This is a genomic window from Micromonospora sp. NPDC003776 (assembly GCF_053605645.1).
Genome location: NZ_JBSGJR010000174.1, coordinates 1 through 11,467 on the forward strand (window position 1 = coordinate 1; position 11,467 = coordinate 11,467).

An 11,467-nucleotide genomic window follows, 5' to 3' on the forward strand; every position below is an offset into this window, starting at 1 on the left:
GCCCCGGCGCGACAGTGCGCCGGGGCGGTCCGCCCACCAGGAGGGGAAGGTCAGTACGCCTCGCCGACCGGCTCCTCGGGGGCGTGCTCGTTGCGCCGGGCGGCCGAGTTCCACCGGGACCAGAGCACCCGCTCGCCGTAGCCGGCGGCCATCACGTGTGCGAAGGCGAGGTAGACCAGCACGCCGACGGCGAGCACCCCGAAGCCGACCCAGAACGGCAGGGCCAGGCCGTGCTCGGCGAGCTTGCCGGAGATGATCGGGGCGGGCGCGGCGGCGCCCCAGCGGACCAGGTTGAACGCGCCGGTGGCGACCCGGCGGTCGCTGGAGCCGAGGCCGAGCGCCAGGTCGGTGAGGTTGGCGTTGGCCAGGCCCATGAACAGGCCGGCGAGCACCAGGACCACCAGTGACATGGCGGTGCCGGTCGAGGTGGCGAAGAGGACCATGCAGACCAGCAGGCCGGCGATGGCCACGCCGACGGTCTGCACCGCGCCGATCCGGTGGGCGAGCCGGTGCCCGATCAGCAGGATGCCGGCGGCCAGGCCGAGGCCCCAGCCGGTGAAGGCCAGTCCCAGCGGGATGACGTCGAGGTGCAGGTAGAGCGGGGTGTAGCCGAGCACCACGAAGAAGACGAAGTTGTAGGCGGCGGTGACCACGCAGAGGGTGACGAACGCCGGCTTGCGGTAGGTGGAGAAGATCTGGCCGGGGCGTACCGGGGCCTGCTTGCGGGCCGGCTCGCGGAGCTTGCGCGAGGCGACGGCGAGCGCCAGGACCATGAAGACGCCGCAGACGAAGAAGGGCAGTCGCCAGCTCACCTGGCCGAGCAGGCCGCCGATCAGCGGGCCGACGGCGAAGCCGAGGCCGAGCGCGGTCTCGAAGAGGCCGACCACCCATTCCCGGTCGTTGGCGAGGTTGACCAGCACCACCATGGCGGTGGCGAAGAACATCGCGTTGCCCAGCCCCCAGACGCCGCGCAGCGCGGAGAGCTGCACGATGTCGTTGCTGAACGAGGCGAGGATGGCGGCCAGGCCGACCACCGAGACGCCGGTGATCAGCACCGGCTTGAAGCCGAACTTTCCGCTGGCCAGGGTCGCCGGGATCATGCCGACCGCCATCACCGCGATGTACGCGGTGAAGAGCAGCTCGACCTGCCAGGCGGTGACGCCGATCGCGTCGCCGATGGCGGGCAGGATCGGGTCCACCACGGCGATGCCGGCGATGGCCAGGAAGGCCACCAGCGTGGTGGCGTAGATGGCACTGCGGTTGGGCTCGGAACGCCGATCCACTCCGCAACCTCCCAGATAGCTGTATCGTACAGGTAATTCAGTTGTATCATACAGCTATGACGGAGGACGCCAACGCGAAAGAGGTCACACTCGGCCGGATCGAGACCGAGGTGGCACTGCTCATGCGGCTGGGCGAGGCGACCCGCCGGGCCACCGGCACCGCCGAGCACCGGGTACTCGACCGGGCCGCGTACGTGATCCTGCGGCACCTGGACAAGGCCGGCCCGCAGAACGTCTCGGCGCTGGCCGCCCGGCTGAACCTGGACGGCTCCACGGTGACCCGGCAGGTCTCCGCGATGCAGCGGGACGGGCTGATCGCGCGTACCCCGGATCCGGCCGACGGGCGCGGCACGGTGATCTCGCCCACCCCCGCCGGCCTGCAACGGATGGCCGCCGTGCAGGCCGCCCGCACCCGGCTCTACGGCGACATCCTCGGGAACTGGTCCGCCGACGACCGGGACACCCTCGCCGACCTGCTGCACCGCCTGAACGAGGCCCTGGACGCGCGCAACCGGCCCCGCTGAACAGCGACGCCGGTGTTACGAAGGGCCCCCTGTACAACGCGAGGCGTTAACAGGGGGCCCTTCCTTTCACTCAGGCGACGGGCTCCGGGGCGGCGTCGGCGTCGCGCTCGGCACCCGGGGTGACGCGCGGGTCGCCCTCGTCGGCGAAGTAGTCGTCGGGAGTGGTGCCGTCCACCCCGTCGGCCACCTTCGACGCCCGCAGCACCAGGGTGAGCAGCGCGGCGACCACCAGGTTCACCAGCACCGCCACGATCCCCACGTAGATCGTCTTCTTGGTGTCGAAGCCGAACTCGGAGAGCGGGAAGGCCGACCCGGCGAAGTGCTTCTTGCCGGTGGTCGGGTTGGCGATCTGGTAGAGCATCCACATGCCCAGGCCCATGCCGGCCACCCAGCCGGCGATCAGCGCGGTCCGGTGGAACCAGCGGGTGTAGAGGCCCAGGGCCACCGCGGGCAGCGTCTGCAGGATGATCACGCCGCCGATGAGCTGCAGGTCGATGGAGAACTGCGGGTCGAGGAAGACGATGCAGGCCACCGCGCCGACCTTCACCACCAGCGAGGCGATCTTCGAGACGTTCGCCTCCTGCGCCGGGGAGGCGTCCCGCTTCAGGTACTCCTTGTAGATGTTGCGGGTGAACAGGTTCGCCGCCGCGATTGACATGATCGCCGCCGGCACCAGCGCGCCGATGCCGATGGCCGCGTACGCGACGCCCGCGAACCAGTCCGGGAACTGCTTGTCGAAGAGCAGCGGCACCACCGTGTTGCCGTCGACGCTGCCGGCCTTGGCGCCGGGCAGCGGCTTCACGCCGGCCGCGATGGCCATGTACCCGAGCAGCGCGATCAGGCCGAGCAGCAGGCTGTACGCCGGCAGCGCGGACATGTTCCGCTTGATCACGTCCCGGTTCCGGCTGGCCAGCACGCCGGTGATGCTGTGCGGGTAGAGGAAGAGCGCCAGCGCCGAGCCGAACGCCAGGGTGACGTACTGGAGCTGGTTGTTGGCGTTGAGCAGGATGCCGTCGCCCGGCGCCGGACTCGCCTTGAACTTCGCGTCCGCCGCGTCGAAGATGCTCCCCCAGCCACCGAGCTTGTAGGGCAGGTAGATGACCGCCACCAGGATCACGATGTAGATCAGCGAGTCCTTGACGAACGCGATCAGCGCGGGCGCGCGCAGCCCGGACTGGTACGTGTAGGCCGCCAGGATCGCGAACGCGATGATGATCGGCAGGTGCCGGGCCAGCGCGCTGTCCCCGGTGACGCCCATCGTCTTGAGCACCGCCTCGATGCCGACCAGCTGCAGCGCGATGTACGGCATGGTCGCCACGATGCCGGTGATCGCGACCAGCAGCGCCAGGATCGGCGAGTCGAAGCGGTTGCGGACGAAGTCCGCCGGGGTGACGAAGCCGTGCCGGTGGGAGACCGACCAGAGCCGGCACAGCACCAGGAACACCAGCGGGTAGATGACGATCGTGTACGGCACCGCGTAGAACCCGAGCGCACCGGAGCCGAAGATCAGCGCCGGCACCGCCACGAACGTGTACGCCGTGTAGAGGTCACCGCCGACCAGGAACCAGGTGATCCAGCCGCCGAAGCTGCGGCCGCCCAGCCCCCACTCGTCCAGGTGCGCCATGTCGCGCGGCGCCCGCCACCGGGCCGCCACGAAGCCCATCGCGCTGACCAGCAGGAACAGCAGCGTGAAGACGATGATCTCAGTCAGGTGGTCCCGCCACATCACCGGTCACCCCGCCTCTTGGTCAGCTGGTAGACGAGCGTCGTGGTACCGACGCCGAGCAGGATCCAGGCCAGTTGCAGCCAGTAGAAGCGCGGGAAACCGAACAGCCGGGGTGAGTCGGCGTTGAAGAAGGCCGGGATCAGCGGCACCACGATCGGGATGAAGAGCAACCAGTTCCAGGGGCTGTGGTCCTTCGCCCTGGATCGCGCCGTTGTCGGCGCCTCCGGTTCTGGTGCAGCCATGTGACACACCTCCGGGAAGTCGTAACTTGCCATGTGACGGCCGGAGGCTACGACTCTGTGAACGCGGTCACGTTCAGGCGGGCGACGGTGATGCGCCGAGCGGCGGCCCGCGTGCGCCGAACGGCCGGCATCGTCCCGGGGGCCTGCGGCGGCCCGGTCGGCCGGGCCCTCCTGCCGGCGCCTGTGGAGCTGATGCCTTGAACGACTCAACAGGCCTGAGGGTCGTCCGGGCGCCGGGATCGCCGGGCGGACCACCCGACCCGGCGAGTCGTTGCCGACATCGGCTCGAGAGGGGGCCTGAACAGGAGCGATCCTCGGCGGGCCGCCGGGACGAGCCGGACCTCGGGGCTCAGAGCCCGGTCAGGTGGGCGGTGTCGTTGACCGAGCGGACCGCGACGCCACCGTCGGGGTAGAGGTCCAGCACCGAGATGCCGGCGGTGTCCAGGTAGAGCCGGTGCAGGAAGGCGTCGCCGGCGGCCAGGGCGTCGCGCAGCACCAGCTTGATCGGCGAGACGTGGGAGACCACCACGACGGTCTCTCCCGGGTACGCGTCGTGCAGCCGCTCGACCGCCCGGCCGGTCCGCTCGGCGACCGCGGCGAACGACTCGCCCTCCGGCGGGGCGATCCTCGGGGAGGCCAGCCAGGCGTCCAGCTCCCCGGCCCAGCCCTCGCGTACCTCGGCGAAGGTGCGCCCCTCCCAGACCCCGAAGTCGCACTCGATCAGGTCCTCGTCGGTGCGTACCGGCGGGTTGCCGACCAGCGCGGCGACCGCCTCGGCGGTGGCCGTACACCGGGACAGCGGCGAGCTGACCACGGCCGCGACGGACGGTGCCAGCGCGGCCACCCGGGCGGCGGTGGCGCCGGCCTGGACCCGTCCCCGGTCGGTGAGCGGGACGTCACCGCGGCCCGAGTAGCGCTTCTGCACGGTGCGCTCGGTCTCCCCGTGCCGGACCAGGATCAGCCGGGTGGCCTCCTCGGTGGGCCGCGGCTCCCAGGAGGCCGGCGTGGTGGCCGGGTCGGTGCCGGTGGCCCGGCCGGTGGCGGCCCGGGCGGCCACCTCGCGGGCGGCGGCGCGGGCCGCCGAGTCCGGGCCCGCGACCTCGCGCGGCGGCTCCACGATCCGCGGCGACGCCACCGCCGGGCGGGCCGGAGCCCTGCCCGCGGCGGCGTCCATCGCGGCGTTGGCCAGCGCGTCCGCGTGCTTGTTGCGCTCCCGGGGCACCCAGCTGAACCGGACGCTGTCGAACCGGCCCACCAGGCCGGCCGCCTGCGCGGCGAGCGGCCGCAGCCCAGGGTGCTTGATCTGCCAGCGGCCGCACATCTGCTCGACCACCAGCTTCGAGTCCATCCGCGCCTCGACCTCGGCCGCGCCCAGCTCGGCGGCGGCCTCCAGCCCGGCGATCAGGCCGCGATATTCGGCCACGTTGTTGGTGGTGGTGCCGATCGCCTCGGAGCGCTCGGCCAGCACCTCGCCGGTCTCCGGGTCCCGGACCACCGCGCCGTAACCGGCCGGCCCCGGGTTACCCCGGGAACCGCCGTCGGCCTCCACCACGACCGCACGCACCGCCACGACGGCTACAGCCCCGACTCGCTCGTCCGGACCATGATCCGCCGGCACTCCTCGCAGCGGACCACGTCGTCCGGGGCGGCCTTGCGGATCCGGGCCAGGTCGGCGCCGGAGAGTTCCAGCCGGCAGCCGCCGCAGCGGGCGCCGGTGAGCAGCGCCGCGCCGAGGCCGGTGTCCGTACGGATCCGGTCGTAGAGGGCGACCAGGTCGCTCGGGAGGTCGCCGGCGAGCGGCTGCCGGGCGCTGCGCTTGAACTCCTCCTCCTTGCCGATCTCCGCCAGGCTCTCCGTGCGGCGCTGCTCGGCGGCGGCCCGCCGGTCGCGGGCCTCGGCGATCCGCCGCTCCACGCCGTCGAGCACGCCCTGCGCGGTCTCCCGCTGCTCCATCAGCTCCAGCTCGGCGTCCTCCAGGTCGCCCTGCCGGCGGTTGAGCGAGACCAGCTCGTGCTGGAGCGCCTCCAGCTCCCGGGCCGGGCCGCTGCCGGCGGCCAGCCGGGCCTCGTCCTTGCTCTTGCGGGCGCGCACCTGGTCGATGTCCTTCTCCAGCCGCGCGATGTCCCGGTCCAGGTCGTCGACGGCCACCTGGGCGCGGACCCGCTCGTCCTCCAGCGCGGAGAGCTCCCGGGCGAGGGCCTCCAGCTCGGCCAGCTCCGGCAGCGTGCGGCGCCGGTGGGCGAGCTGGGCGAGGGCGGTGTCGATCGCCTGCAGATCGAGCAGACGGCGCTGCACCTTCGGGTCAGCCTTCACGGTCGGGGCTCCTTGTCGTCCGGTCGGGGTGCGGCGGCGTGCACGGTCCACGGGTCGGTGTCCAGGTCGGACACCACTGTCTCGACGCCCAGCTCGTCCCGCAGCTGGGCGGCCAGGTCGTCCAGCCAGGGGCGTTCGGTCGCCCAGTGGGCGGCGTCCAGCAGGGCCGGGCCGCCGGCGGCGAGGTGCTCACCGGCGGGGTGGTGGCGCAGGTCGGCGGTGAGGAACGCGTCCACCCCGGCGGCGGTCGCCTCGGCGAGGAAGCTGTCCCCCGAGCCACCGCTGACCGCGAGGGTACGAACCATACGCCCGGGATCCCCGGCGGCGCGAACTCCCCAGGCGGTGACAGGGAGCACGGCGGCGGCGCGCCGGGTCAGCTCGGCGAGGGTCATCGGGGTGGGCAGCTCGCCGATCCGGCCGATGCCCCGCCCGGGGCCGTCCGCCGGGGAGCCGGGGCGCGGCCGGTGCAGCGGGCGCAGCCCGGTCAGCCCGAACCGGGCGGCGAGGGCGTCGGAGACGCCGGGGTCGGCCACGTCGGCGTTGGTGTGCGCCACGTACAGCGCGACGTCCGCCTTGATCAACCGGTGGACGATCCGCCCCTTGTACGTCGTCGCGGCGACCGACGAGACGCCGCGCAGCAGCAGCGGGTGGTGGGCGACGATCATGTCGGCCCCGGCGGCGAGCGCCTCCTCCACCGTCTCCGGGACCACGTCGACCACGCAGGCGACGCGGCGTACGCCGGCGGCGGGCTCGCCGAGCACCAGGCCGACCCGGTCCCACTCCTCGGCCCAGCCGGGCGGGTAGCGGCGGTCCAGCGCGGCCACCACGTCGGCGACCGTGGGCGGGGATCCGGTTGTGCTCACGGCCGGCCAGCTTACCGGCGTTGCGCGCCCGCCACGCCCACAGCGGTGCGGAGGGGCCCCTTGTACCGCGGAATGCGAGGACAAGGGGCCCCTCCTCGCACCTCAGCCGACCGGGGCGACCGGGCGCCGGGCGCCGCGCAGCGCGGCCAGGCCGACCGCCCACGGGAAGGCGTCCAGGTGCTGCTCACCGGTGCCCGGCGGGTGCAGCGGCACGACGTGGTCGCCGAAGACCACCTGGACGCCCCACTCGCGCAGCCGGGCCAGGCCGGCGCGGAACGCGGGGTGCGCGGCCATCGCGGTGTTGGTGTAGGGGACGGCCGCGATCGGCACCCCGAGCCCCTGGGCCTCGACCAGCAGGCCCAGGGCGAGGGTGTCGGTGATGCCGGCCGCCCACTTGTTGACCGTGTTGACCGTCGCCGGGCAGACCAGCATGGCGTCCGCCGCGGGCAGGACGTCCAGGTCGCCCGGGTTCTTGTAGTGGGTGCGCACCGGATGACCGGTCTGCCGGGCCAGCGCGGCGCGGTCCACGAACTTCGCGCCGTCCGGCGTGGTCACGACGCAGACGTCCCAGCCGTCCCGCTGGGCGAGGTCGACCAGCCGGACGACGTTCCGGGCCAGCGGCGAACCGCAGGCGATGACGTAGAGCACCGGCGGGCGCCCGTCGGTGGTCTGCGGAGGGTTCATCCGACCGGACCCGTGCTGCGCTCGCTCATACTCCGACTCCCATGTGCTCAGCCAACTCCGCGATCGGCGGAGGCGGCGTACCCCGTGTGCGACGGAGCACGTCCGACATCACCTCATGGGCGATCGGCCGGCAGCGGATCTCGGACGGCGCCAGCCGGTCGCCGCGCAGCAGCATTTCGCCGGCGTTGGCCACGTCACCGATCTGGGCGTACCCGCGGGCCAGGTCGAGCAGGTGGTGCGCGCGGCGCTCGGGCAGGAGGGCGTTGAACGACGGTTCGGCGATGCCGTGGTGGGTCTCCACGGCCCGGCCGCCGTCGCCCAGCTCCACCGCCGCGGCGGCCCGGTGCAGCAGCAGGTTGGTCGGGCCGAAGGAGGTCCAGTAGTGGTTCTGGTCGCCGCCGAGCAGGGTGGCCGCCTCCTCCGCGCCGGAGAGCAGGTCGCCGACGGTGGCGGAGTCGCCGATCCGGGCGGCGGCCATCGCGCCCTGCAGCAGCAGCATGCCGTACACGGAGAGGCGTTCCGGGCTGGCGTCGTTGCCGCCGCCGGGGGCGAGCCGGTTGGCGATCCGGACGTTGAGCTCGAGCGCCGGGCGGGGGCGGCCCATGGCGACGAGGGCGTTGCAGACCCGGGTGGTGGCGATGCCGGCGAGCAGCGGGTCGTCGGCCCGCTGGGCGACCGCCATCGAGCGGTCGGCGGCCAGCCAGGCCAGGTCGCACTCGCCGAGCTTGCGCAGCACCGAGGAGGCGATCTGATAGGCCTGCCCGAGCAGGTGGGCGGCCTCCCGGGCCTGGTCGCCACCGTGGCCGGCGTCGGCGGCCTGGGCGTCGCGCAGCAGCTTGGGCAGGGCGCGGGTGAGCATGCCGTAACGGCCGTACTGGTAGGTGAGCCAGGCGTGGTTGACCGCCTTGCGCATGTCGGCCAGCGGCGGCGGGTAGGGCGCCGCGTCGAAGTAGGCGCTCATCGAGTCGTACCGCTCGAGCGCGGCCCGGATCTCCTCAACCTCGACCTGGTCGATGCAGTTGAGGGCGTCGGTACGCCGTTCCGGGTCCTTGCCGAGCAGCAGTTGCACGTCGACCTGGAGGATGTCGGCGATCTCGTAGACGACGGAGAACTTGTCCAGCCGCCGGACGCCGCGCTCGACCTTGTCCACCCAGCTCTTGGACTTGCCGAGGCGGTCGGCGAAGACCTGTTGGGACATCTTGCGCCGGCTGCGCCAGTACGCCACCCGACGGCCTATGGGCAAATCATCCATCTCTCCATCCCTCCCCCTGCCCGCGTCCGGCTGATCTCCCCCGGTCGACCATCGCAACGGTCCGTCGGTATTCAGGTTTTCGCTGGTCGCACAGTCTGTACGTCGGCCATCCGGCCATTCCTCGTAGTTTCCGTGCAAGTTGCATCAGCCGTTCGTCAGCTCAACGACTGTCAAATTCAGCAGTGACGGCGTTCGACGTGTTACATCGGAGTGTCCAATCAGGACAAAGAGGGGATGAGGCACTCATGTGGGGGAATGTCGGACCGCGCGTGGCTCACCTGTCTCCTTTGGAACGCGTCCGGCTGCGCCGGGTCGCCGTCCGGTACGCGCTGCACGGCTGGGACGTGACCCCGGGCGCCTGCCTGGCGAACCGCCGCTTCGTCTGCGGGCGGGCCGGCTGCCCCACCGTCGGCTGCCACCCGGCGCTGGAGAACTGGGAGCAGGCGGCGAGCGCCGACCCGGCCCGGGTGGCCACCTGGTGGCGGGACCGCCCACACGGGGTGCTGCTGCCCACGGGGCGCGCGTTCGACGTGCTGGAGGTCGCCGCCCACCTCGGCCGGCGGGTGCTGGACGCGATCGCCACGCACCCGGCCGGCTTCGGGGTACGCGGGCCGGTGCTGGTCACCCCGACCGGCCGCTGGATGTTCCTGGTCCGCCCGGGCGACCCGCTCCGGCCGGAGCTGGAGCACTGCTTCCACGTGGTCCGGCACGGCCCCGGCTCGTGGATCGCGGCGCCGCCGACCCGGCTGCCGGAGGGGACGGTCCGCTGGGCGGTCGCCCCGGAACAGGCGCGCTGGCAGCTCCCCGACTCGTACCTGGTACAGAACGCGCTGATCGAGGCGTTACGGTCGGCCGGCGTCACGCTCATCTCCGACCTGCTCCCCGGCCAGCTCCCGCTCCCCCGGCGCGGCGGGTGACCGACGGCTCCCGGACAGCGTCCTGTCCCCGGGCGCACTCGTTGAACCGGTGACGGCGCGCACGCGCCAGAGCGGGGGTTGATCATGTCCACGGACGACGCGGCCCGCCACACCGGCGGCACCGAACCTTCACGGCACCACCGCCGCCCGCACCGCTGGGGCGGCACCCGCCCCGCGGGCAGCCGGCCCGGCCGTCCCCGCCCCACCGGCTCCCGCCCCGCCATCCTCCACCGCCCCCTCCGCTGAGCGCCGCCCCCGCCGCCCCGCCCCGCGCCGCGCCGCACGGGCCCGCTGCGGCAGCGCGGGCGGGTTGCGACAGGTCGGGCCTTACCGGCGACCGGAGGGGCCGGAATGCCGCACCCCGAGTCGATCAACACACCCAGAGGCGGCCGGAAACAGTCCGGGATGCCGGGTTCAGTCGACCAGCGGCAGCCGGGTGGAGTGCAGCAGGCGGTTGTCGTCGGTGATCACCGCGTGCAGGTGGCCGTCGAGGCGATCGAGCCAGCCGATCCCGGACTCCCCCATGGCCAACGCGGCGGTGGCGTACGCGTCGGCGTGGCCCAGGTCCGGTCCCACCACGGTGACCAGCCGCAGCCCGCGCGCCGGCTCGCCCCGCCGCGGGTCGATCACGTGGTGGCCGCGGTGGTGCACCCCGGAGGTGGCGACGGCGAGGTCGGTGCCGGCGAGCACCAGGCAGACCGACGACCAGTCGTCGGGATGGCGTACCCCGATCCGCCACGGCTCCCCGGTCGGGGCGAGCCCGCGGACGACCACGTCGCCGCCGGCGTTGAGGCAGTGGTTCGGCGCGCCCGCGTCGACCAGCCGGTCCGAGGCGACCTGCGCGGACCAGCCCTTCACGTAGCCGGACGGGTCGAGCCGGCCGGTGGCGTACGCGTCGAACCAGCCGTCCGTGGCGGCCCACAGGTCGGCGCAGCGTTCCAGCACCAGTCGCAGGTCGGCGGAGGCGTCGGCGAGCCGCAGCACGCCCCGGTCCAGCCGGCACACCTCGCTGTCGTCGCGGTAGGTGCTGAACCGGGCGTCGACCTCGCGCAGCCAGTCGAAGGTCCGGTCGGCCAGCTCGGCCAGGCGCGCGGGCGGCAGGTCGTCGGCGAGGTCGAGGCTGATCGCCGTACCCATCACGTGCTCCACCCGGGTGAGCCCGGGTCGCGTGGACGCCGCCACCTCAGATCTGGCTGATCGCGTTCTGCAACGACTGCCGGTAGGCGTCGCTGGTGTAGGTGGCGTCGGAGACGGTGTTCAGGTTGGCGCTCTGCTTCTGCACCACCTGGCCGGAGGTGCCGCTGTAGGCGGCCTGCACGTCGTCGCTCTTGCGACCGGACTCACCGCTGCTCGGCATCCCGGTCGCGGTCGCGTTGACGATCTTCGTGCCGGAGACGGTGATCTGCACCCGGAGCGAGCCGTACCGGTAGCTCACCGTGGGGCCGTACAGGGTCCGGGTCGCCGGCTTCGGCGCGGCGGTGGTGGTCTTCGGCGCGGCCGTGGTCCCGGTGGGCTTGGCGCCCGCGCTCCGGCTGCCGCTCGCGCTCGGCTTGGCCGAGGGTTTCGCGCCGGTCGCCGCCGGGGCCGGTACGGCGGCGGAGCCTTGGTGACCTGCCGGCCGCCACCAAGCACCTCTGCGCGCTGGCCGACCGGCTCCGCGAGG

General features: G+C 73.1%; 12 protein-coding genes. 2 read left to right on the plus strand and 10 right to left on the minus strand.

Features of this window, described 5'->3' with window-relative positions; genetic code table 11:
• Positions 1-50 precede the first annotated feature (50 nt).
• The gene (locus ACWEVO_RS16395) at positions 51-1,283 is read right to left on the minus strand and encodes an MFS transporter (protein ID WP_452308364.1); all 1,233 of its coding nucleotides are present in this window, start codon (positions 1,281-1,283) and stop codon (positions 51-53) included.
• Between the two features lie 56 nt (positions 1,284-1,339).
• On the opposite strand from ACWEVO_RS16395, the gene ACWEVO_RS16400 reads away from it, so the two are divergent.
• The gene (locus tag ACWEVO_RS16400; protein WP_452308365.1) at positions 1,340-1,807 is read left to right on the plus strand and encodes a MarR family winged helix-turn-helix transcriptional regulator; all 468 of its coding nucleotides are present in this window, start codon (positions 1,340-1,342) and stop codon (positions 1,805-1,807) included.
• A gap of 70 nt (positions 1,808-1,877) precedes the next feature.
• On the opposite strand, the gene mctP is transcribed toward ACWEVO_RS16400, so the two are convergent.
• From mctP to ACWEVO_RS16435, 7 genes are all read right to left on the minus strand, one after another.
• Positions 1,878-3,533: a monocarboxylate uptake permease MctP gene (gene mctP, locus ACWEVO_RS16405; protein ID WP_452308366.1), complete on the minus strand. Its 1,656-nt coding sequence runs from the start codon at positions 3,531-3,533 to the stop codon at positions 1,878-1,880.
• Entirely contained in the window at positions 3,533-3,775 is a 243-nt protein-coding gene (locus ACWEVO_RS16410; RefSeq protein WP_452308367.1) for a DUF3311 domain-containing protein, read from the minus strand. Before ACWEVO_RS16410 ends, mctP begins: the two co-directional genes overlap by 1 nt.
• Before the next feature lie 349 nt (positions 3,776-4,124).
• On the minus strand, positions 4,125-5,345 hold the full coding sequence (locus tag ACWEVO_RS16415) for a bifunctional RNase H/acid phosphatase (RefSeq protein ID WP_452308368.1): 1,221 nt from the start codon (positions 5,343-5,345) through the stop codon (positions 4,125-4,127).
• A gap of 5 nt (positions 5,346-5,350) precedes the next feature.
• On the minus strand, positions 5,351-6,088 hold the full coding sequence (locus ACWEVO_RS16420) for a zinc ribbon domain-containing protein (protein WP_452308369.1): 738 nt from the start codon (positions 6,086-6,088) through the stop codon (positions 5,351-5,353).
• Positions 6,085-6,915, minus strand: coding sequence for a Nif3-like dinuclear metal center hexameric protein (locus ACWEVO_RS16425; RefSeq protein WP_452308375.1), 831 nt, complete (start codon positions 6,913-6,915; stop codon positions 6,085-6,087). Before ACWEVO_RS16425 ends, ACWEVO_RS16420 begins: the two co-directional genes overlap by 4 nt.
• A gap of 138 nt (positions 6,916-7,053) precedes the next feature.
• On the minus strand, positions 7,054-7,635 hold the full coding sequence (locus ACWEVO_RS16430; protein ID WP_452308370.1) for a flavoprotein: 582 nt from the start codon (positions 7,633-7,635) through the stop codon (positions 7,054-7,056).
• Between the two features lie 25 nt (positions 7,636-7,660).
• Positions 7,661-8,887: a helix-turn-helix domain-containing protein gene (locus ACWEVO_RS16435; protein WP_452308371.1), complete on the minus strand. Its 1,227-nt coding sequence runs from the start codon at positions 8,885-8,887 to the stop codon at positions 7,661-7,663.
• Positions 8,888-9,132: 245 nt separating this feature from the next.
• Between ACWEVO_RS16435 and ACWEVO_RS16440 the strand changes: the two genes are divergently transcribed.
• Positions 9,133-9,804: a bifunctional DNA primase/polymerase gene (locus tag ACWEVO_RS16440; RefSeq protein ID WP_452308372.1), complete on the plus strand. Its 672-nt coding sequence runs from the start codon at positions 9,133-9,135 to the stop codon at positions 9,802-9,804.
• Positions 9,805-10,218: 414 nt separating this feature from the next.
• On the opposite strand, the gene ACWEVO_RS16445 is transcribed toward ACWEVO_RS16440, so the two are convergent.
• Together ACWEVO_RS16445 and ACWEVO_RS16450 are read right to left on the minus strand one after the other, a co-directional pair.
• Positions 10,219-10,941, minus strand: coding sequence for an FAD:protein FMN transferase (locus tag ACWEVO_RS16445; protein WP_452308373.1), 723 nt, complete (start codon positions 10,939-10,941; stop codon positions 10,219-10,221).
• Positions 10,942-10,987: 46 nt separating this feature from the next.
• Positions 10,988-11,467 (minus strand): FMN-binding protein (locus ACWEVO_RS16450; RefSeq protein ID WP_452308374.1); only part of this gene is annotated, 480 nt, incomplete at its 5' end.